Origin of the sequence: uncultured Streptococcus sp., assembly GCF_902463925.1 — a bacterium.
GTDB lineage: Bacteria > Bacillota > Bacilli > Lactobacillales > Streptococcaceae > Streptococcus.
In genome coordinates this window covers 1-23,305 of sequence record NZ_CABQHE010000010.1, presented here as the reverse complement: position 1 = coordinate 23,305, position 23,305 = coordinate 1, and the positions used below count along the sequence as shown (strand labels likewise).

The window sequence follows — 23,305 nt, the reverse complement described above, 5'->3', positions numbered from 1 at the left end:
ATGGTTATATAAGTCAATATTTTTCAGAAAAAACACTAGAGCAAAATACCCTAGCGTTCTAAGCTTCTTATTTACGTTTTTTCTTAGCTTTTTTCATCTTATTAGCTTGACGCTTCATCGCATGTTTCATGGCAAATGAACCAACCTTACCTTTAAGTCCACCACCAAGCATTTGGCTAAGATCCATATTTCCAAGATCTGGCATACCAGCGCCACCCATCATGCCTTCGAGAGCAGACATGTCCATATTACCCATATCAGGCATATTTGGCATGTTTTTTGGCAGATTATTTGGGTTAAGACCCATTTGACGCATCATTTGCTCCATATCGCCAGACATAACACCTTGCATCATTTGTTTGGCTTGATTGAAGTCTTTAATAAACTTGTTTACTTCGATGAAGGTATTACCCGAACCATTGGCAATACGGCGACGACGGCTTGGCGTCAAGAGGTCAGGATTTTCACGTTCTTCTGGTGTCATAGATGATACGATGGCACGTTTGCGAGCAATCTGTTTCTCATCTACTTTAACATTAGCCAAGGCAGGATTGTTAGCCATACCTGGCAACATCTTAAGCAAATCCTCCATAGGACCCATATTTTGCACTTGGTCTAATTGGTCAATGAAGTCATTGAAGTCAAAGGTGTTTTCACGCATCTTTTCAGCCAACTCAAGAGATTTTTTCTCATCGTACTCTTGAGAAGCTTTTTCGATAAGGGTAAGGAGGTCACCCATACCCAAAATACGACTTGACATACGGTCTGGGTGGAAAGTCTCGATATCCGTAATTTTCTCACCAGTACCCGTAAATTTAATTGGCTTACCAGTAATCTCACGAATAGAAAGAGCCGCACCACCACGTGTGTCCCCATCAATTTTAGTAAGAACAACACCAGTGATATCTAGCTGTTCGTTGAACTCCTTGGCGACGTTAGCAGCTTCCTGACCAATCATGCTATCCACAACCAAGAGAATTTCGTTTGGATGAGCAAAATCCTTAATATCATGCAACTCTTGCATGAGAGTCTCGTCAATCTGCAAACGACCAGCCGTATCAATCAAGACATAGTCATTCTTATTGGCACGCGCTTGTTCCAAGCCATTTTTGACAATCTCAACCGCTGGTGTCTCAGTACCCATATCAAAAACAGGAACATTGATTTGTTGCCCCAAAGTTTTCAACTGATCAATGGCTGCTGGACGGTAGATGTCCGCCGCAATCATCATTGGACGAGCCTCTTGTTCCTTAATCAACTTATTAGCCAATTTACCAGCAAAGGTTGTTTTACCAGCCCCTTGGAGACCAACCATCATAATGATAGTTGGAATCTTTGGAGATTTTTCAATTTCAGATGTTTCAGACCCAAGAATCTCTGTCAATTCCTCATTAACAATCTTAATGATTTGTTGCGAAGCATCAAGAGTATCAATGATTTCGTGACCTACAGCACGTTCACGTACACGCTTGATAAATGTTTTAACAACTGGTAGAGCTACGTCTGCTTCAAGTAGTGCCAAACGAATCTCTTTAGTGACTTCTTGAACTTCTTTCTCTGAAAGTTTTCCTTTACGTCTTAAATTTTTGAAAACGCCTTGCAAGCGTTCCGTTAAGCTTTCAAAAGCCATATATCATTTCCTCTCTTACTTTCTGCTTGAATCTAATCTCTATTATCAATGCTGCTCAGGATTGCAATTTGTTCCTGGAGATAGCTATCGTCTGCGTATTTTTCCATGATATCATCAAAAATTTGGCTACGGACGATGTAATCTGAATACATATGTAATTTCATCTCGTAAGCTTCTAAAATCTTCTCAGTACGTTTGATGTTATCATATACGGCCTGACGACTCACACCAAATTCCTCGGCAATTTCTGCCAAACTATAATCATCCGCATAATATAGCTCAATATAGTTCATCTGCTTATCTGTTAACAAGGCTGCATAGAACTCAAACAGGGCATTCATGCGATTGGTTTTTTCAATTTCCATAAGCTCCATTTTACCATAAAATCATGGTGTTAGCACCATTCTTATGCAGAAAAAAGCAGTGACTTCTAATTGTTCTCCAAATAAAATTCAAAACGGTCACCAACATAGTAACTTCTTACATATTCGAAAGCCTGACCGTCCTGGAGAAAGGAAATTTGTGTCAAACTCAGGAGAGCATCACCGGTCTTAACCTTAAGGTGCTTGGCTAAACTACTATTGGCCAAACTAGCTGATATTGTCTGCTGACTTTTCCCAATTTCATAACCATTATCGGTCAGCGTCTTGAAGAAATGTTCCGTAATTTCTGACTCCTTGAAACCTCGGATAATTTTCTCAGGGATACTGGCAATTTCATAGGCAACCGGAATGTCATCGGCAAAACGAACACGTTCCATACGAATGACATGGGACTGTGGCAAGACACCTAAATTCTTGATTTCAAACTCATTTGGATGTAGACGTTGATACGAAATAAGCTCACTAGATGGCTTCTTTCCTTGGGATTTGACAATCTCAGTAAAACTCGTAGTTCCACGCATCTTTTCCTTAACTCGACTGCTAGCCACAAAGGTTCCACTGCCTGGTTTGCGTTCTAAAATCCCCTCATCCACTAAAAGTGTTATCGCCTGGCGCACAGTCATCCGACTCACATCAAAAGTCTCGCAAAGATCTCTCTCGCTAGGAAGACGTTGCCCGATTTTCCAAGCACCATCATCAACATCTTCCTTAATCTTATCATGTATGCGAATATATGCCGGTAGCATCTAATCCCCCCTTATTTACCCCTATTTTACAAAAAAACTAATAGAATTGTAAAGGTGACGACAAGACTTACAGTTTCTCGTATAAATCTAGGTGCTAAGTCCATAAATTTGTGATACAATGATTGCATAAGAAAGAGTCCATGTGTGACGTAAAAAGAAAGGGTAATAATGACTGACATTTCTACTTTGAATGATGTGCAGAAAATCATTGTTCTAGACTATGGTAGCCAATACAATCAGCTGATTGCACGTCGTATTCGTGAATTTGGCGTTTTCTCTGAATTGAAGAGCCATAAAATTACCGCTGATGAAGTACGTGCCATCAATCCTATCGGTATCGTACTTTCTGGTGGTCCTAACTCTGTTTATGCCGAAGATGCATTTGGTATTGACGAAGAAATTTTCGAGCTTGGTATCCCAATTCTTGGTATCTGTTACGGAATGCAACTTTTGACCCACAAACTCGGTGGTAAAGTTGTTCCTGCTGGTGAAGCTGGTAACCGTGAGTATGGTCAATCAACACTTCGACTTCGTGCCCAATCAGAGCTCTTTGCTGGAACTCCTGAAGAACAAGTCGTTCTGATGAGCCACGGTGATGCTGTTACAGAAATTCCAGAAGGTTTCCATCTTGTTGGTGACTCAGTGGATTGCCCATTCGCTGCGATGGAAGATACTGAGAAAAACTTCTATGGTATCCAATTCCATCCAGAAGTTCGTCACTCTGTGTATGGTAATGATATCTTGAAAAACTTTGCTTTTGGCATCTGTGGTGCCAAAGGTGACTGGTCAATGGCTAACTTCGTAGATATGCAAATTGCACAAATCCGTGAAACAGTTGGTGACCGTAAAGTGCTTCTTGGGCTCTCAGGTGGGGTTGATTCATCTGTTGTTGGTGTCCTTTTGCAAAAAGCTATCGGGGATCAATTGACATGTATCTTCGTTGACCACGGTCTTCTCCGTAAAGGTGAAGGTGACCAAGTTATGGAGATGTTAGGAGGTAAATTTGGCCTTAACATTATCCGTGTTGACGCTTCTAAACGCTTTCTTGACCTCTTGGCTGGTGTTGATGACCCTGAGAAAAAACGTAAAATCATCGGTAACGAGTTTGTTTACGTTTTTGATGATGAGGCAAGCAAACTTAAAGGTGTTGACTTCCTAGCTCAAGGAACACTCTACACTGATATCATTGAATCAGGTACTGAAACAGCTCAAACAATCAAATCTCACCACAACGTTGGTGGTCTTCCAGAAGACATGCAGTTTGAATTGATTGAACCACTTAACACCCTCTTTAAAGATGAAGTCCGTGCCCTTGGTACTGAGATGGGAATGCCTGATGAAGTCGTTTGGCGTCAACCTTTCCCAGGACCAGGACTTGCCATCCGTGTTATGGGTGAAATCACTGAAGAGAAACTTGAAACTGTTCGTGAGTCTGATGCTATCCTTCGCGAAGAAATTGCCAAAGCTGGTCTTGATCGTGATGTATGGCAATACTTCACTGTTAACACAGGCGTTCGCTCTGTCGGTGTTATGGGTGATGGCCGTACTTATGACTACACTATCGCTATCCGTGCTATCACTTCAATTGACGGTATGACAGCTGACTTTGCGAAACTTCCATGGGAAGTTCTTCAAAAGATTTCTGTTCGTATCGTTAACGAAGTTGATCACGTTAACCGTATCGTCTATGATATTACAAGTAAACCACCTGCAACTGTTGAGTGGGAATAAAATATAAACCTAATTTAAAGTGACTTGATTGATTTAACAGCATTTTGAATTGTTTTAAAACGCTAAAATCTAATTAATTATATTTGGTTCCCCACCAAATACCCCACCAGAATTTCTTTCTAGTGGGGATTTTTTATATCTTGAATATACAATATAAGTGCACAATAAAAACTCATAAGATTTTCTACTAAAACATGAACAAACTAGTTACGAAAGGACAACTTATGAGCTACTATCATTTACCATAGACGATCGAATAAATATAGAAACCTACTTAGAATTGGGTTTAAAATCTTGCCAAATTGTAGGTAAACTTAGAGTCCATAAGTCTATCATTTAAAGTGCGTTAAGACGATGCAAAAATGATTATTCCCCAGCCTTAACACAGGAACACTACAACCACAGGGCTAAGCAAAAAGTCGGAAGTCTCCTTTGACACAAAGATAAAAAAGAAAGTTGATGAATGTTTATAATCCTCCTGGCCTCCTGAACAGATTTGTGGTCTTTATCAGCTTGAACAAAACTAATGACAGCTTTTGAAACCATCTATAACTGGCTCTACGCTGGTTTGGTTGGTCTGGATTTGAGCGTCCTTCATCGTAAAGGAAAAAGTCGACAACCCAAAGAAGCACGTGAAAGATTTAGAATTGGTACGCCAATTGCCAAACGTCCCCAAGAGGTCCGGAATCGTGAAACTTTTGGCCACTGGGAACTTGATACTGTGGTGTCTTCCAGAGGCAAAAGTAAGGGGTGTTTAGCGACCTTTCTAGAGCGAAAAACGCGATTTTACTTAGCTTTCAAGATACCAGATAAAACAGCCAAATCCATGTTTTCAGCCATCAAACAACTTTGTAGGCTATTTCCAAAAGAGGTTCTTAAAACCTTTACTTCAGACAGGGAAAAAGAGTTTGCCTGCTATTCTCTGGTAAAGAACTTAGGAATTCCCTTTTTCTTTGCGGACGCCTATTCATCTTGGCAGAGAGGAAGCAATGAAAACGCAAATGGCTTACTAAGAGAATATTTCCCAAAGAAAACAGATTTAGCCGCTATCTCTGAGGAGGCTTTGAACAAAGCCTTATATGATATCAATCACAGACCGCGAAAATGTTTAGCTTACAGAACTGCTTGTGAAGCTCTAATGGATGAGTTAGAGTAAATGTTGCACTTATTCTTGCAATTTATCCAATAAAAAAGATGCTGAGCTATGGACTTTAGAAATGAAACTTGAAAAAGTTCGAGGTAAAAATATTGCTGAATGTTCTACACTATTTACAGATTTTTACCATAACTGGGTAGAAACTGTAAAGAAATATGATGTCCGTGAAGCAACCTTCGACAACTATAAGCGTACTCTTGTAGTTGTCGACAGTCTTTTTGATGGGATCCATCTCAAACATCTTGATGATATTATCATGCAAAAAAAGATTGATAAATATGCTGAGTCTCACTCAAAGAAAACTGTAAAAGAGCTAGTTTTGAAGATACGTGGTTCATTAAAATATGCTTATGCTCGTGGTTTAATTACAAATGACTTTGGTTATCTCTTAAAATCAAAAGATAAAGAACTTCCTAAACTCAATATTCCACTATCAGTAACAAAATTAAAACTATTAAGACAGTATTGCTTAAATCATGCAGAAGAAGATGAATTTAATGTATTAGTAGCTCTGGCCCTTGAAACTGGTGCCAGACGTGGCGAATTACTTGGTCTCAAAAAAGAAGATATTTTTGAGTACGGTATTAAAGTTAGGCGTTCAATTAGCCCAACTAACGACGATACACAACTAAAAACCAAACATTCTAAGCGTGATATTTCTATCAATAAAGATATTTATCAAATCCTAGTAAATCTAGCTAACACTAAAACAGATTATGTTTTTGATTGGAACGGATTTAGACAAGCTGGTTAACTTCCACGCTTACTGAAACAACTTGACCTAACTAAAACAACATTTCACAGCTTACGTGATACCCATGCTTCTTTTCTATTTTCAAAAGATATTAGTCTGGATTATATTTCAAGACGTTTGGGACACAATTCAATTTTGACAACTCAGCAATATTATCTTGAATTAATGCCAAAAAAAAGCACCAGCAAGATGTCGATGCTTTAAGTCTCTTAAACGACTTATCACTATAATTAACACCAACTGACACCAAAAAGTGTCTGTAAACGTTGATATAATCGTATTGATTAACGTTTTAAGAATTGTGATGCTTTACGACTGGTTGGAAACACTTTTATTTGAATAAGTTTCAATATCCGCAAACAGAATTTCATCTAATTTGAATCAATTTCAGTTAAATGGTGTGAATTTTACCCTAAAAATACATGAATTGAGCTAGATTTTACCAAAAAGTTCACACCATTTAAATTGTTATAGTTTTATGCATTTTATAATGGATACAAATCCATAATGAAATTAAACGATAAATTTCTACAATAATTGTTTTAAGGTAAAAATTTCAGTGAAGATTCATTCTAAATTATCACGTTTTAGTAATTTTTCAAAAATAATTTGAAACACATCTTTCTCAATGAAACTCTTCAATAATCTTATATTTTCAAAAGAACCCACATGTTTCCTATACGTTTCTTTTAAACCATAATTTTCTATAAATTCCTTATCTTCTTCTGATAATTGGGCGGTCACATCATTAAAAATATTATCAACTACTCTAAGCAGTTCAGTTTCGGTTAAATTTTGAAATTCTATCTTTAAATCAATCCTAGAAAAGATAGGAAGGCCAAGGTTTTCAGCAATTTCTTGATCATTACTAAAATTTGTTGTCAAAATAAATATACAATTAGAAACATCTACCAAATAATTTATATCTTCCAACTCTCCCTCATCAAACATTTGATAAAAAGCATTGTATAAAGCGCTATTTACCTTATCAAATTCATCAATTAATACAACATTGGTTTCTCTGGATAATAAATCTTTAGCTAATGAACTTTTAGCATGAGTATCGCCAAATATATATTTATAAGCTTCCTCGGTTTGCATCATCGAAAACTGTATTCGGGTCAATTTCCCGTTAAAATATTCGCTCATTGTTTTAGCTAATTCAGTTTTACCAATTCCTGAATTTCCGTAAAATAACATGACAAGAGGAGACTTATTTGTTAGGGTACTTTTCTTTAGTAGACCAATTGAAATATCTTTTTTAGCTTGCTGTTGGCCTACAACATTAGAAGAAATCATATGATTATAGAAATCAATAATCTCCTCATTATCTATTCCCTGATAGTTTGAATAGCATTCTTCTATAATGTTTTCAAACTGAACTCTCAAGGAAATCTCTACTCTCTTGGGAGGATTTTGTATATAAAGATGTTGAATGTCATGTCCTAGAAGTACAATATTATTGAAATTTGATATCACGTGATCCGTTACAGAAGCATAATCATCAGCAAAAATGACAACATTTTCAATCTGTTTTTCGCCAAATCCATCTGGAGCATATTGTGAGGCATTAATATCATTAGCTCTTACAGTAATATTATATTGTCGAATAAGCTCCATAAATGGGGTGAAGTCTTCAACAGCTCTCTCATTTAATAATTTATTAAAATCTCTCTTAGAACCTTTAAAAAGTATAATACTATCCATTTAGTTCACTCCTGCAAGGATTACATCATAAACTGGATATTTCCGTTCTGAGCAAGTCCTATCATTTTCTACAATTCCGGTAAAAGATAGATTTTTCTGTTGTAAATTAAACTGTGTCTCAAAATTTAAGTCACTAATAGTCGTTGCGCCGACTTTTAGTGAATAAAGTTTAAGAGTCATTTTTGTTAAATCATGAATTCGATAATTATTTTTAAAAGAATTGATATTAAATCGGAAAATTCTCTCAATTTCATGTTTTTTATTATATCCTATAAGTTCAAAATAACCTTTAATCTCTCTAATTCCAGAATTAAGTTTAGAAAATGACATTGATACATTCTCCATCCCTTCTATACTCTGGGAACCTTCCATCATTTCTGAAATTGGTGCAATCATAGCAAAATAAGACATCGAATTTTCACTTATTTCTAAAGTATAATTTTCTGTAATATCAACAAGAAAATTCTTCTTACGTAACTCTACAGTATCTAAAAAATCATACAATAGAGAATTTTCAAGTATTGTCTTGGCTATTTTATTTCCTTGAATTCCCCCTGAACTAGCAGTGGAAAGAGTAACTGAACCACTTAATCCTGTCATTTTTTCAAAAATTGTTTTTAAAGCACTATTTTTACCAATTGCTCCTTCAGCATCAACTTCCACACCCGTTTCACCTTGTAATGTTGTCATAAGCTCAGTTGTTTTCGTTAATTTTCCCTTGGATTCAATCTGTAAAAAATCCATTGCTGATGATTCATCGAAATAAATTACTTTTTTTAATGTACTCATAAATTAGCCCTTCGTCACTTATCAATTTTCCCCAACTCTCTCAACCGTTCCTGTCCCACCTTCAGCATCTCTTCCTCCACCTTACTCCATTTTCCGAAGAGGCATTCTTGTAGAACTTCTGCTGCTGAGGTTTCGTCTACTTGCGAATCATAAACACACGATTGATCTCTTTGGTAAATTTGAATTTGATTAAATAGCTGATCATTTTCTAACTCTCGTAAGTTATCAACTAAATGTTCTACAATTCCATCATGGTGCTCTTTGGGAGTCGCTCTAGCTTGACTAGGATCTATAGCATAGAGCTCTTCATAACGTATCAAGGTGCTGAGATAGGACAATTCTGGCTTGGTCGCAATTAGTGCAAGTGAGACTTGATATCCTTTAGTTATCAATAATTGTGCTGTTTTTCTAGGAACTTCTGTTGTTCTCAAGGTGCCCTCGATTAATAAATGATAACCTTGTTTACCCAATTCATCTACGAGATATTCAACCATTTGACCTGCAAATACTTTGGTATAATCCACACTATCTTTGCCATACTTTTCCTGTAGGTCAAGGTAGTTCGGATGAAAAGAGCGATAACTATCTCCATCAATAATAATGATATTGCCCTGAAATTCCCTTTGTTTAATACGATGAATCGTTGTTTTCCCAGCACCACTCTGTCCACCGAGCAAAATAGCTTTAGGCTGAGATGAGGTTGTTTTTCCACGAGTTAAAGAACGAACGAGTCGTTTGGATGCTCGTTCAAAATTATCTTGACTAAATTCTTCTAGTTTCATTAAGCCACCACCAGATGACTAGCTTGTTCTAGCATCCGTTCAATACCATCCAAATATCCATTATATCGCTCTACATCCTCAAAAGTTGCAACAAGATAAATCTTCGTGTTAATCAAATCAGAAAGATCATCGCTCATTAGAACCCAAGGATTATTAACATCATCAAATGCAATTTCTAGTTCATCTTGTAAACGATAAAGTTGCGCTAAGATATTCGCCCCTCGTTCTTTAATCACTTCAATTTTCAGAGTTAACTGATAATCTTCTACTGGTGTGAGCATTTTTTCCTCCCCTACGATATCGATATACGAAACATTAAATTTCTTGCAGATACGATCTATTAATTCTGTCGAAACTCGACTTGTTCCATTTTCATAACGACTCAGACTATTTCTAGAAATACCAACAATCTTTGCAAACTCAGGCTGGGTTAATTTATATGTTTTACGTAACGTTTTTATATTTTCTCCAATCATGTAACTCCTCCTTTTATTTATTTCTATTATAGCACAAAGAATAGAAACGCACCAAAAATGGTGCGTTAATTCTATCGCTCTGGCTGAATGAAATATTCCATCTGTTACATTGATGGCAAACCAATTATCTAAAACAATGCCTTTATCAAATAATCTACTTAACTATTTTAAAGACAATGTTAGCACAAAAATACACTGAGATACTGGTCCCAGTGTATTTATTTTAGGATAACTTCATTAGTAAACTGATGGATTCATCATTTTTGAGCTCCGATAACAAGCAAATCAACCTTTCATATCCAAGTTCTTTCTTTTGCTTGATTAAAGAAATCATCACTTTCACCAAATCTTCTGGCGTAAAATTCCTTAAGTAAAGTGTAACATAACTTCCTCTATTAGAAACTAGGCTAACATGAATTGCATTATGTTCTTTTTGTCTAATTTTCATTCCTCCCGTAGACTCCCTAATATAAAACTCATACACTGTCTTTTTGGGATAGCAATCAAATGAGTTTTCGAATTCTCTGCGATTTTTATAGAGAATATAGTTAATGAGTGAATAATATTTTAGAAACATAGTTGTTCCCTACTTAAGTATTTTTATAATTATAGTATGCCTTTTTTCCAAATTATAAAAATAAAAAATTAAAAAAACTGATAAAGGTATTGTTTATTTCTCAATTTTTTTGTACTTATACCTCTTTCTCTCATCCTTCGGTCTTTTTGCAATTCTGATTTTTTCTGTGTGTTTAGCGTTGACAGAAACGTATGTGTAAGTCACGCTAAACACACAGCACTATGTAAAAGTGAATAACGTAAAATAATCTTATCCTGATTTTTTTGTTTTGTTTTTTGTGGCATACTAATATTATAGAAATAATTGATTGAGTAGAGACGTAACTAATATAGCTACGTTTTTTATGTTTGAAAGGAGGTAGCTATCGTGGAAACAGCAGGTTTTAGCTGGGTTAGGAAAGAACCCATTTTGTATTTCATTTTCTAATAAAAAATAAATGTATAGATAATAAAAGTAATGTCAATAGCAGTTTTAAAAAAAGTTTTTGGTAGTTTAAAATAAGTTGTGTAAACACAAAAAGGAATAAATCCGTTATAGTAGAGTTGCGAAACATTACTAGAAAGAGATTTATTCCTATGACTCAGTTTACCACAGAACTACTTAACTTCCTAGCCCAAAAGCAAGATATTGATGAATTTTTCCGTTCTTCTCTTGAAACAGCTATTGAATGAGCTGCTTCAAGCAGAATTGTCGGCCTTTTTAGGGTATGAGCCTTATGATAAAGCTGGTTATCTTACAGGCAACAGTCGTAACGGAACGTATTCACGAAAATTTGAAACCCAATATGGGACTGTTCAGTTAATCATTCCAAGAGATCGTAATGGGAACTTCAGTCCAGCTTTGATCCCTGCTTATGGGCGTTGTGATGACCACTTGGAAGAGATGGTTATCACAACGCTATCAAACCGGTGTAACGACTCGAGAAATTAGTGATATCATTAAGCGAATGTATGGTCATCACTATAGTCCTGCCACAATTTCTAATATCTCAAAAGCAACTCAGGAGAATGTCGCTGCTTTTCATGAGCGAAGATTAGAAGCCAGTTACTCTGTGTTATTTCCTTGACGGAACCTATCTTCCATTAAGGCGTGGAACTGTTAGTAAAGAATGTATTCATATCGCACTTGGCATTACACCAGAAGGACAGAAGGCTGTTCTTGGATATGAGATCGCCCCAAATGAAAACAATGCTTCTTGGTCCACCCTGTTAGACAAGCTTCAAAACCAAGGAATCCAACAGGTTTCTCTTGTAGTGACCGATGGCTTTAAGGGGCTTGAGCAGATTATAAGTCAGGCTTACCCATTAGCTAAACAACAACGTTGCTTAATTCATATTAGCCGAAATCTAGCTAGTAAAGTAAAACGAGCAGATAGAGCGGTTATTCTGGAGCAATTTAAAACGATTTATCGTGCTGAAAATTTAGAAATAGCAGTGCAAGCTTTAGAGGACTTTATCTCCGAATGGGAACCAAAGTATAAGAAAGTCATGGAAAGTCTGGAGAATACGGATAATCTTTTAACTTTTTATCAGTTTCCCTACCAGATTTGACACAGCATTTATTCGACAAATCTCATTGAGTCTCTTAACAAAGAAGTCAAACGTCAAACGAAAAAGAAGGTTCTTTTCCCTAACGAGGAGGCTATGGAACGTTACCTAGTTACTTTGTTTGAAGATTATAATTTCAAGCAAAGTCAACGAATCCATAAAGGGTTTGGCCAATGTTATGACACACTTGAAAGTTTATTTGATTAACATTCTTCAACTCTACTTGAGTGTTTACACATAATTATTGACAGTATCATATTTGCCTCTCTACTTTGGTAACTATATAGTATGTCAGAAAAGTTGAATTAAAAAAACAAAATATTTTTTTAATAAAGACCCACAGCTAAAAGATTATGCAGAAATAATCTACCTTTTGAAGTATTTTAAAAGAGCCGCTAATGAAAAGCGACTCTTTTTATGATTTAATAAAATGACTAGTCTTCTACTCTCTATAATAAACATCCGTACCATCACTGACATGATTTTTACTCCAAAAAATTGATTCTCTTCCATCTTGTCCCCTCGGAGTAAATACAATTGGTGTCTCACTAATACCTTCTGATGTTTTTGTAACAGCTGTGAGCTTTTCTCCTTGGACGACGAATTTATCAAAAACTACATCACCCGCAGGATTGCCGTTAACTTGAGTCAAGCCATTAGCATCAAAAGTAATACTATTTCCTTGTGCATTTCTCCAGGACCCTTTAATACTTGAAAAATTACCTGTTTGAATTTCTTGGATGTTCATACCACTAGATTCCGATTGAGTTTTTTTCTCACCTTCTATTCGTTCCGTATAATCAAGAGCAATCCATCCTTGACCAGACTGTAGTTTCCCCCAAGTGTAACCTTCTGCATTTGTTGTTTCCGAAATAGTGTGAATACCTTGAGATATCTTGCCCAAAGACTTAGTCTTAACACTCGGTTCTTTGCGTATTTCCAAATCCGATATTTGCACACGCACCTGAAAACCAGTTTCTGACTTAATATCCTCACTCTGACTAGAAGATTTCATATCGCTTTCTTTTGAAAAAGTCGTTGAACCTTTATCAATTGATTCCCACTTTAAGCTTTTGAGATTTAAAACCGTAGACGAGATACCTAATTCATCTTCGATTTTCTTCTTAGCATTCATTTGTATCGTAGTTTCTTTTTCCTTATTTGGGACACTAGCTTCAACTTTGTATAAACTTAGGTTTACTTCCAGATTCGATGACTGCCAGACAGAAAATACCACCTGACCGTTTTCATAAAATGTTTTAATTTGATTCCCCACCACTACTCATTAGAAACTTTCTACCACTAGATGTTGATCAAACTAAAATATAGGATAGCAATAGTTAGTAAATCTTTCAATAAGTCAATATTATTTGGAAGATTCCATATGCAAAAACTATTTCATCAAAATAGGACTCCGTTGAAGAGTGCAATGAATCTTCATAGAAGTCCTATAACTATTTATTGTTTTTCATAGGTGGCATCGTGGAGTGCATAACTCACATTGGTATTAGTGAATTCAAAGAAAATAGATTCAATCTTTCCTGTTGAAAGTTCACCTTCAGCTTTTGGACCACTTGTTGCTGTAAACTTAATTTTATCACCTGCAATGCGCCAAGTACCTGTTCTTGATTCTCCACTTTCTTTTGTAATTTTCAGGCTCTTATTTGATTTCAACTCAATCGTTACATCATTTTCACCGTCGTACCAAGTCCCCACAACCTGCTGCTCCGGCGACTTTTCACGTGTTAAGAACTATGCTCCTACACCAATACCTGCTAGTGCGATTATAACAACAGAAACAATAATTAATACTTTTTTCATTTTATATTCTCCTATTTTTATTCTCAACTTCTATAGAATATGGAAGTAATTTTGATTAAATTAAGGCAATGAATCTTCAGTTACGCCATAACTTCTCACTCAGTAAAGCAATTTAGAAACTGTAATTTATAACTTCTTCTTTCTCATCACTCCTGCTAAAGCAAGAAACGTAATTCCTGAAAGCGTATAAACCGCTGTCTCACCTTCACCTGTTTCAGGTAATGATGCTTGATAGATCGGTACACCATGTTTCGAAATGACATTATCGGTAATAGTACGGACAGCAGTCCTGACATCTCGGAAAAATGAAGAGTTATAACCTACTATTTGGCCATTTTCATCAAGGATAGCAACAGGAGTTCCTCCTTTTTGAACAATAGCTTCATATTGAGCTTTTACTTGAGCTTGTGTATAAGCTTCTTTTACAGCTTCATATTGAGCTACTGCATCACGTTTATTGATAAGCAACTGTTTAAGTTTTTCAGTTTCTTTATCAAGAATTGATTTAGCTTCTTTATGTTTTTCTACTGCTAGTTTGTAAGCAACTTTAGCTTTTTCTAAATTACTATCAGCATTTTCGAGTTTACTAAGATAATCTTTTGTTTCTTGAAGTTTAGTTTTAAGAGATTTAATCTCGTCTTTGATTTTAACTTCATTCACTTTCAAAGCGTTCACTGTTTCTTGAAGAGAAGCAAGTTCTTTTTCGTCTTTAGCTTTTTGAGCTTTAAGTTCTTCCAACTTAGCTTCTTCTTTTTGAAGAGTTGCTTCTGCATCCGCAAGAGCTTTAGTCTTACTTGCAACATCTGAGTTAAGATTATTAACAGCTTTTTGAGCTTTGACTAATCTTAGCTCAGCTAATTCACGCGCCGAAGTCGCTTCAGCCAATTTGATTTTAGCATCAGGTGTGAGGTCAGCAGTTGCTTTGAGTGAAGCAATTTTATTGCGAGTTTCTGAGAGTACTTCATTAGCAAGTTTATTTTTAACCTGCGCAGAATTCAATTCTTCATTAGCGACTTTGTTTGCGTTGTTGGCTTTTTCTTGTGCTATTTTTGCATTGGCAAGAGCTTTAGTTTTAGTAGCAACATCTGAGTTAAGATTGTCAACTGCTTTTTGAGCGTTGTTCAAACGAGTTTCAGCATTCTTACGTGCTTCAGTAGCCTCATCCAACTTAGCTTTCGCATTAGGTGTGAGGTCAGCAATTGCTTTGAGCGCGTTCAAAGTTTTTGTTGTGTTAGATACAGCATCCTGAGCTGCCTTATTTGCTACTGATGCTGTAGTTAATCGGTTTTGGGCTGTTTTGTTAGCATTATCCGCAGAAGTTTGAACAGCTTTAGCGTCAGCTAGTTGAGTTTTTACAACCGAAGAGTCAAATGGATTACTTAATATTTTATCAGTATCTGACGAAGTGTGATTGAAATGAATTTCATGCATCAATCCAAGACCTTCTGGTGTTACGCTTGTTGCAGCACCAATATAATTTGGAGTAACCTTACCGTTTTTATAGTCAGGTTTTCCTCCAACTGTTGTAATGACATGGGCATAATTCTGATTGTAGTCACTACCAAACGTATTGATAATAGATTTATAAATACCTTTATACAAAGCTGACATTGTAGTTGGTTTAGCTTTGATGTAACCGAGGTTTTCTGCCTTCCAATGCGTAGTATCAGTTCCATCATTAGTTAGAGCACTAAAAAGATGGTCACCATCAGGATTTGACATGTTCGAATAAGCAGTTGTGATATTCTTCATTGCTGTAACAACATCTTCTGTCACAAGAACTTCAGAATCACCCCAGATAATTTTTCGCACTTGTTGAATCAAGCCTGCTTGATAAAGTGAGAGGTTAGCAATTTGTTCTTTTGTTAAATCACTAAGATCATTGATTACAGTGTCGTCAACAGGATAGTTGTTTTCTTTGCTATAATCACGGTTATCCCACCAAGTTTGAACAGCATCGAAGAGCTTATCTTTGTTTGCTTCTGATTTATCTTCATAGAAGTTTCGATAAGCACTTGCAACTTCTTCTGGAATTTCAATAGTGCTAAGCTTTTCTAAGCTAGTTAGTTTATCTTCCAAACGTTTTACAGCTTTGTCTGCTTCTTCTTTTTTAGACTTTGCATCAGCCGCAACAGCTATAGCAGCTGTCAATTCTGTTGAAGTTCTCGAAGCAACATTTTGTTGAGCTGTCAAAGTTTCTGTCAATGCTTGGATTTTAGCTTTTTTATCAGCATCAGTCTTTTGTGCTTCTTCTAGATTGCTTTGAGCCTTGGATTCAGCAGCTTTTTTCGTTGCCAAATCACTTTGAGCATTGTCTCGCTCTGAGATGATTTCTTTAGCTCCTGTACCATCAAGTGCTGCTTGAGCATTAGTTACAGCAATATTAGCATTATTGAGTTGCTCTTTAGTCTGTTTAGACTTAGCCTCAGCATCACTCAAAGTTTTAGAAGTGTCTTCAACAGCTTTAACTTGAAGTTTTTCATCTTTTTCAGCTTGTTCAAGTTTAACTTTTTTATCAGCATCAACTTTCTGTGCTTCTTCTAGCTTGCTTTTGGCATTAGCTTCAGCAGCTTTTTTCGTTGCCAAATCACTTTGAGCATTATCTCGTTCTGAGATGATTTCTTTAGCTCCTGTACCATCAAGATTTTTTTGAGCAGTTTCAACATCGGCTTTAGCATTTGCTACATTAGTTTCTTGAGTAGTAATCTTTGTTTGATCACTGTTAACAATTTCAGTTTGTTTGTTAACTTTATCTTGAGCTTTAGCAGTCTCAGCTTGAGCATTCTGAAGTTGAACATCTTGATTTTCGATTGCTGATTCTATTTCACTAATATTTTGTTTAGTTTTATCAATTTCAGCAAGAGTGGCCTTATCTTTGATAATTTGAGCTTCATCAAGACCTTCCTTAGCCGTAGCTTCAGTTTTTCCAGCTTTTTCTTCTTCAGAGATGGCTTGATTAACTATATCTTGTTGAGCATTTACTGCTTGTACCGCTACACTTTGCTTGTTCTCAGCTTCTTTAAGAGCTTGAACAGTCACTTTAGAACTTAAGGCATCAACTTCTGTTTTTAGGGCTTCTTGTTGATTAGCATTCGCTACAGACGTTAATCCTGTCGCTGCAATCACTGTTGAGACACTAGCTAATACCTTTAGAGCTTCTTTCTTTTCCATTAATGCTAAAACTCCTTTAATTTTCAATAAATTATACAATTCCTATATTGTAATGTCTATATTATATAACTTAAAAATAACCTTGTAAAGTTGTTTTTAACCTTTTAAGGTGTTATAACCAACCTTTTAAGGTTGTAAAATTAACCCTATGAGGTGGTTTATGTCAAATCTACAAGAATATATCAGTAAGCGTATTAGAGTCTTACGAATAAAAGAGGGAATGACTCAAGAAATGCTTGAAGAAAAAGCTGAATTAGGGACAAATTACGTTTATAAAATTGAAAATCTAGAACCTAATATTAAAATCAAAACTCTTGAAAAAATTATGAAAGCCTTAGATGTGGATATCTCCACTTTCTTTGATGTCACACTAAAAGAAGAAGATAGCGATTTGGTAAAACTTATTGATAATTTAAAAGCATTGCCTGAGTACAAACAAAAGAAATTAATCACAGCTATCAATACTATTATGACTGAAACAAAATAACAGAACCTTTTAAACTGACAACTACTATAGGTTAAAATAGAATTTAAGTAAAAGACTTATCTCTATAAAATATAGAGATAAGTCTTTTTAGCTTTCTTTATTTATCATTGTGATATATAAATCGATTTTTATTCCATACAAAAGTACATACTTGTTTCAAAAGTTCCAGATTTGAGCTTTGTTTGTTATAACATCCATAAATAAACGTTTGTTACGATAAAATATCGAAAAACGATTTAATAGGATGATAAAAAATAACCTCAAGTACAGTTTACATGTACATGGAGGTTAGTGCACCTTTTCGATATTAAAAAAGTAATCTAGATATCCACTAATGTCATTAGTAAATCCCGCTAATGACTTTTTTATATCAATAACACCTAAGAGTTCGAGGTGTTCATTGAATATTCTTTTATAATCAACATTTGGTGTCAATAAAATAATTTGTGCACTAACGTTATTTCGCCTAATTTTTTTGACTTTTTTTCCATAGTTACATTTCTTTGTATGTATGATAAAATATAGACAATTGGTTGCTGTAGTAATTCTTAAACAATTAAAATGGTTGCCAATTTTAACTTTTAACTTATATTTTTTTATATACCTTTTTACAGTAATCAACAACCAAAAGTGCTTTACAATATTGAGCATACCTCTCCTCCAATTTCTATTTTTATTATAGCTTGGTTATACCATTCAATTAGTTGAATATCGTAAACGGTTCATTTATTGTCATCTACGATAAAAATATAGCGATGATGATTGTTCTCAGACTATTTACGACTTGACGGTTCTATTATTCCAATCACTACTTTTACAATATTAACTTGGAGAAGAAATATTGATTTTTATTTAGATGCTATAGAAATGCATTAATTACCCCTAAATAATATCATTCTTATCTAAAACAACAAGTCATATAATTTTTAATATTGGAAAAGACTTCGATGTCTTTTGTTTTAGGAGAAATAAAACACAGTTACTAAATATTTTAGCGAATGAGGAGTACACTAATTGTTAAATATTTTTATTTTAGAAGACGAATTTTTACAGCAAACACGAATAGAGACCGTTATTAAGAATGTTATTGCAAAAAAATCTCTAAAATGTAAAGGACCTGAGATTTTTGGAAAACCTAGCCAGCTACTTGATGCGATTACCGAAAGAGGTTCTCATCAACTTTTCTTTTTAGATATTGAAATTAAAGGAGAAGAAAAAAAGGGGCTAGACATTGCAAAAGAAATTCGGAAAAAAGACCCTAATGCAACAATTGTTTTTGTAACAACACATTCAGAATTTATGCCAGTCACTTTTAAATATAGAGTTGCTGCACTGGATTTTATTGATAAAGCTTTGGATGATGAAGATTTTTATGAACGTGTTCATTTAGCAATTGAATATACCATGGATAAAATGGGTGCCACTATTGCCCAAGATTCATTTACTTTTGAAACAGCTACGGCCCATGTTCAAGTGCCTTTTAACAATATTTTATTTTTTGAAACATCTCCAACCATACATAAAGTTATTTTGCATACTAAAGAAGAACGCATGGAGTTCTATGCCAGTATTTCAGAAGTTGAACGAGCTGATGACCGCCTATATCGATGCCATCGTTCATTTATCGTTAATCCTGAAAATATCGTTAGGATCAATAAGGAAGAGAAAATGGTAATGTTTGAAAATAATAATGAATGTCCCATTTCACGTACGAAATATAAGGGCCTCCTAGAAAAAGTTAAATCTTTGAGAAGTTAAGGTGTTTCTATGGATATAGTTATAAACTTATTGCTGTTCTACTCTAAGATATTAGTAGTATTGTTACTATTTCAACAAATAAGTAACCAACCAATCAAACCTTTGTGGTGTATTATTGGTCCATTTTTGTATGTTCTACTCCTCATCATATGTCCTCCTGTTGGGTACTTTGCATACTTTTTTATCTTTATCGCTTATAACATATATCAAAATAAGTATAAAAGTAAAATACTTGATATTTTTTATGGCTTGTACCCCATTATTGTTAATAGCTTGCTAGGTAGAATGTTAGGATTCTATGTTTTCCCTTTACTAGGAGTCTCAGTCTTCAATGAAGTCAAACTAAGTTGGTATGATATCTTAATTGAATTACTGGTTTTCCCTCTTCATTTACTCATTGTAAAATCTCTTAGGTTAGATTTTAACGAAATAAAAGAAGGTTTCAAGCGTTACTATTTCAGGTATTTATTATTACTAATTAACATCTCCATGTTTGTATATATGTTGTTAGTTTCTACATTTGTTATTTATAGAGATAAATTAGCTAATGCAGACATCTGGAGAGGACATATTAATAACTTTTATATTATTCTGTTTTTTGTAATTCTCCTCTATCTCAATGCAATCTCAAAAGAAAAACTAGAGAAGGAAATTATTAAGCAGAAAGACACCCAATTATATGAGCTATCTAGTTACAGCCATCACGTTGAATCCCTTTATGAGGAAATTAGAGGTTTCCGTCATGACTACATTAATATTTTGACAAGTCTAAAATTAGGGATTGATAATCAAGATATTGACGCTGTTAAAACTGTTTACAATGATGTCCTTAGAGACAGTGCAAACCAATTCTATGATAGTAAGTTTGATATTGCTAAACTTAGTAATATTAAGAATGATGCTATCAAAAGTATTCTTTCCGCTAAATTACTTGAGGCACACAATAGGGGAATTTCAATTTCTGTTGAGATTGAAGAACCTGTTAGTAATTTTAGGATAGAATTACTAGATTTTATAACTATCCTATCTGTACTTTGCGATAATGCTATCGAAGCTACGATTGAAGCTATAAGTCCAAGAATGACTGTTGTTTTCATAAATAATGATAATTCATTGGTACTTATCGTTGAAAATAGTATAAAATCAGAAAAAGTGGATGTTAGTCATATTTTTGCTAGGGGGTACTCTAGTAAAGGGAAAGGAAGAGGTCTTGGGTTACATAATGTAAATAGCATATTGGAAAAATACCCTAAATCTACGATTACCACTCGTAGTGCAAATCATCTCTTTTCTCAAACTATCAGATTTTGTAAGTAAGTCTCGACTTTTAACTTTAACCTCTTTAATCGACTTAGGTTTTGCATTTGAATCGTCTGTTTCTAGTATTTTTGCTATATAGATTAATAATTTTGGGGACCACTACCATAGCTAGTGGTTTTCGTAAGACCAAAAAAAGACAGTAACTTCAGAATAGTTACTGTCTTTTTTATTTCATGTTTATCTTAAAGCCTTGATAGACTTGAAAAGTAGTAGAAAAGAGCCATTAAAAAATAACATTTTCATGTTTAGTTCCGGTAGTAAGGTCCGTTCGCCCCAATAACAAGATAATCTGAGCTTCCTACTCCTCCTGCCACAACGGACAAGGCTACACTATCATCTTGAGATACAACCGATGCATTGAATGTATTATCTGAAACACCTTGAGGCTTCAATTGAGCAGTATAACCTGTTGAGTTTTTAATTATTGTACCATCAGCGTTAATTGTAACTGATTCACCATTCGCATTAGTCCAAGTTCCCACAATAGAGCTAATATCACCATTATCAAGGGCGCCGAAGTTAAGTGATGATTGACTATTATCTGTTCCCTTCTCAGTTTTAGCCTTATCTGTTCCAGCTGTAGAATCAGCAACTTGCCCACGATGTATACGATGTATAGAGCCTTCAGTTTGATTTTGCTCTTGAGAAGAAGCTTTAGGTGCTACTGCTGAATCTTGATTGTCATTTTCTTTACTTGAAACTGCTGCTGATGATTGAGCTGCTTTCTTATCCTTCTTAACAGCTTTACTTGAGCTTGAAGATGATTTCTTAACCGTTTGGACTGAACTGCTACTTGTGCCAACTCGTGCAGATTCATGGCTGTTAAATTTAGTCACCAAAAAGATAGCGAGAATAACTACGATAAGAGCTAATAGGATACCAATGAGTTTAGTTGTTGTTTTCATAATTGACGTTCCTTTTCTTATGATTTACAAGATTAGTATAATATAATGACAACTAAAGTTTCATTGAAGTCATAAACTGTAGTTTTTTCATCATAAAAGGACAACATCTTCTATTTTTAGCGTCTGTTTAAAATGATAGTCTTTAGATTGTGTTGACAAAGAACAATTAGGATACCTCCCTAAAATCTCTCGAACAGTGGACAAATATATACCATGTCCATTCCCTTTGCTTGAGTAACTAATTTTAAAGATATGATATAGAGTATATAGATAGATTCTTGAGAAGTATTTACTCTTTTAGTACTGCTTTCCATACCAGCCTCAAATATCTCTAGTCTTCCCAGCTTATATACGTATCAATTGACGTATTGATAAAATCTCTTCACAATCACTTAAATATAGATATAAAGGCGAGATTCTCTCAATCTCTTTTTTTATTTAGAAAAATAACTTACCTTTGCCAACAGAAAGGTGAATTTTTCCAAATAATTTTGGAAAAAGAGGATGCAATCCTAGCCGTCTGCAAGACCACAATAATAATGACTCTGTCATTATGTATATTGTGTTATAAGCAGCGTCAGACTCTGCTGACTGTCTCTATCAACCCCTAAAGAATTCATCATAAGCTGTTTTTTATTTTCAACTTATCAGACATAATTAATAAATAAAGGAGAAAGTTATGGACAATACATATACTATTTCAGCTCACTTTGGAAAAAAGATGAGTCGTGATCATAATATTCGTAATCGCAACATAACCAACTCGGAGGAGCATATAGACCCAGATGGTTATTTTAGAATCATAGAGGATAGGCCTATTAAACAGGCTTATTATAAAATTTTCGGACAGGCTGTGCTTGACTATAATGCGAAACAAACTCGGTCTGATAGACAAATTATAGACTATCATACGAAAGTACTTTCAGCTTATAAACGTGATCCCAATCGCAATCCTGCTACCAGCCACGAAGCGATTTTTACAATAGGAAATGTTAACCATCATCCCACAATCACAGAATCAGAAAAGATTCTCACAGATTTTTTAGAACAATTCAAAAAAAATAATCCTAACGCCATCATTTTCGGTGCCTATTTTCATTCAGATGAGCCTGGTTCTGCCCCTCATCTTCATGTTGATTTCATCTTAGTCAAACGACAAAATAAAAGAGGTTTAAGCATTCAAGTCGGTCAAGAAGGTGCCCTTAAAGAAATGGGCTACTACACAACAGGTTCTAAAAAAAAAATAAGGATTTAGTAACGGCACAAACTCGATGGCAAGCAGCTCAACGCGAACTACTTCGAACAACAGCTAGAAATCATGGATTGCAAGTTCAAGAAAGTGGCAAATCAAAAACAATAGCTAACCATCTGGACACTGAGCTTTACAAACGAACTACAAAACTTAAAGAGTTGGATCAAAAAATCGAGGAGAAAAAGATGTGGGCTGAAAATGCTAAATCTGAAGCAGAGAAAAATAAAAAGGAACTGTCAGAGATCTTGAGAAGTAAACAAGAGTTAGACATTGAAATTCAGATGAAAAAAGCAAATCTTGAAGAGATTACTAA

Annotated in this window: 17 protein-coding genes and 4 pseudogenes; 9 read left to right on the top strand and 12 right to left on the bottom strand. The window is 35.0% G+C overall.

Going from position 1 to position 23,305, the window contains the following annotated elements; genetic code table 11:
• Positions 1 to 67: 67 nt before the first annotated feature.
• From ffh to RDY04_RS07650, 3 genes are all read right to left on the bottom strand, one after another.
• Complete coding sequence (gene ffh / locus RDY04_RS07660; RefSeq protein WP_002883924.1) at positions 68 to 1,630, bottom strand: signal recognition particle protein; 1,563 nt, start codon at positions 1,628 to 1,630, stop codon at positions 68 to 70.
• A 32-nt stretch (positions 1,631 to 1,662) separates the two neighbouring features.
• On the bottom strand, positions 1,663 to 1,995 hold the full coding sequence (locus RDY04_RS07655) for a putative DNA-binding protein (RefSeq protein WP_272132788.1): 333 nt from the start codon (positions 1,993 to 1,995) through the stop codon (positions 1,663 to 1,665).
• A gap of 65 nt (positions 1,996 to 2,060) precedes the next feature.
• Entirely contained in the window at positions 2,061 to 2,759 is a 699-nt protein-coding gene (locus RDY04_RS07650; RefSeq protein WP_154864886.1) for a GntR family transcriptional regulator, read from the bottom strand.
• Between the two features lie 168 nt (positions 2,760 to 2,927).
• On the opposite strand from RDY04_RS07650, the gene guaA reads away from it, so the two are divergent.
• The 3 genes and pseudogenes from guaA to RDY04_RS07635 form a co-directional block, all read left to right on the top strand.
• A complete protein-coding gene (gene guaA, locus RDY04_RS07645) occupies positions 2,928 to 4,490 on the top strand; it encodes a glutamine-hydrolyzing GMP synthase (protein WP_003092915.1) in 1,563 nt (520 codons plus the stop codon).
• A 224-nt stretch (positions 4,491 to 4,714) separates the two neighbouring features.
• Positions 4,715 to 5,646: pseudogene (locus RDY04_RS07640) on the top strand (IS30 family transposase).
• A 25-nt stretch (positions 5,647 to 5,671) separates the two neighbouring features.
• Positions 5,672 to 6,630, top strand: a pseudogene (locus tag RDY04_RS07635) (tyrosine-type recombinase/integrase); the annotation flags it as partial.
• A gap of 337 nt (positions 6,631 to 6,967) precedes the next feature.
• On the opposite strand, the gene RDY04_RS07630 reads toward RDY04_RS07635, so the two are convergent.
• The 5 genes from RDY04_RS07630 to RDY04_RS07610 form a co-directional block, all read right to left on the bottom strand.
• Positions 6,968 to 8,107, bottom strand: coding sequence for an AAA family ATPase (locus tag RDY04_RS07630; RefSeq protein WP_227279002.1), 1,140 nt, complete (start codon positions 8,105 to 8,107; stop codon positions 6,968 to 6,970).
• A complete protein-coding gene (locus tag RDY04_RS07625) occupies positions 8,108 to 8,896 on the bottom strand; it encodes a DUF6414 family protein (RefSeq protein ID WP_272132782.1) in 789 nt (262 codons plus the stop codon).
• 14 nt (positions 8,897 to 8,910) lie between these two features.
• Entirely contained in the window at positions 8,911 to 9,678 is a 768-nt protein-coding gene (pezT, locus tag RDY04_RS07620; protein ID WP_303953372.1) for a type II toxin-antitoxin system toxin PezT, read from the bottom strand.
• Entirely contained in the window at positions 9,678 to 10,154 is a 477-nt protein-coding gene (gene pezA / locus RDY04_RS07615) for a type II toxin-antitoxin system antitoxin PezA (RefSeq protein WP_303953369.1), read from the bottom strand. The genes pezT and pezA overlap by 1 nt, the downstream gene beginning before the upstream one ends.
• 223 nt (positions 10,155 to 10,377) lie before the next feature.
• Positions 10,378 to 10,602 carry a hypothetical protein gene (locus tag RDY04_RS07610; protein WP_303953366.1) on the bottom strand — a complete coding sequence of 75 codons (225 nt, stop codon included), beginning with the start codon at positions 10,600 to 10,602 and terminating at the stop codon, positions 10,378 to 10,380.
• A 704-nt stretch (positions 10,603 to 11,306) separates the two neighbouring features.
• Between RDY04_RS07610 and RDY04_RS07605 the strand changes: the two are divergent.
• Positions 11,307 to 12,485: pseudogene (locus tag RDY04_RS07605) on the top strand (IS256 family transposase).
• 235 nt (positions 12,486 to 12,720) lie between these two features.
• On the opposite strand, the gene RDY04_RS07600 reads toward RDY04_RS07605, so the two are convergent.
• From RDY04_RS07600 to RDY04_RS07590, 3 genes are all read right to left on the bottom strand, one after another.
• Positions 12,721 to 13,554, bottom strand: coding sequence for a DUF6287 domain-containing protein (locus RDY04_RS07600; RefSeq protein WP_303953363.1), 834 nt, complete (start codon positions 13,552 to 13,554; stop codon positions 12,721 to 12,723).
• Between the two features lie 182 nt (positions 13,555 to 13,736).
• Complete coding sequence (locus RDY04_RS07595) at positions 13,737 to 13,994, bottom strand: hypothetical protein (protein ID WP_303953361.1); 258 nt, start codon at positions 13,992 to 13,994, stop codon at positions 13,737 to 13,739.
• Positions 13,995 to 14,225: 231 nt separating this feature from the next.
• Positions 14,226 to 17,270 (bottom strand): SEC10/PgrA surface exclusion domain-containing protein, encoded by a 3,045-nt coding sequence (locus RDY04_RS07590; protein WP_303953358.1) that lies wholly within the window; start codon positions 17,268 to 17,270, stop codon positions 14,226 to 14,228.
• Between the two features lie 160 nt (positions 17,271 to 17,430).
• On the opposite strand from RDY04_RS07590, the gene RDY04_RS07585 reads away from it, so the two are divergent.
• From RDY04_RS07585 to RDY04_RS07575, 3 genes are all read left to right on the top strand, one after another.
• The gene (locus RDY04_RS07585; protein WP_064519801.1) at positions 17,431 to 17,757 is read left to right on the top strand and encodes a helix-turn-helix domain-containing protein; all 327 of its coding nucleotides are present in this window, start codon (positions 17,431 to 17,433) and stop codon (positions 17,755 to 17,757) included.
• 1,014 nt (positions 17,758 to 18,771) lie between these two features.
• Entirely contained in the window at positions 18,772 to 19,515 is a 744-nt protein-coding gene (locus RDY04_RS07580) for a response regulator transcription factor (RefSeq protein ID WP_303953353.1), read from the top strand.
• A 9-nt stretch (positions 19,516 to 19,524) separates the two neighbouring features.
• Positions 19,525 to 20,832, top strand: coding sequence for a sensor histidine kinase (locus RDY04_RS07575; RefSeq protein ID WP_303953352.1), 1,308 nt, complete (start codon positions 19,525 to 19,527; stop codon positions 20,830 to 20,832).
• Positions 20,833 to 21,080: 248 nt separating this feature from the next.
• Here RDY04_RS07575 and RDY04_RS07570 read toward each other — a convergent pair whose 3' ends face one another.
• Positions 21,081 to 21,740: a DUF6287 domain-containing protein gene (locus RDY04_RS07570; RefSeq protein ID WP_303953349.1), complete on the bottom strand. Its 660-nt coding sequence runs from the start codon at positions 21,738 to 21,740 to the stop codon at positions 21,081 to 21,083.
• Between the two features lie 679 nt (positions 21,741 to 22,419).
• On the opposite strand from RDY04_RS07570, the gene RDY04_RS07565 reads away from it, so the two are divergent.
• On the top strand, positions 22,420 to 22,995 hold the full coding sequence (locus RDY04_RS07565; RefSeq protein ID WP_303953346.1) for a plasmid recombination protein: 576 nt from the start codon (positions 22,420 to 22,422) through the stop codon (positions 22,993 to 22,995).
• Positions 22,996 to 23,063: 68 nt separating this feature from the next.
• Positions 23,064 to 23,305, top strand: a pseudogene (locus tag RDY04_RS07560) (hypothetical protein); the annotation flags it as partial.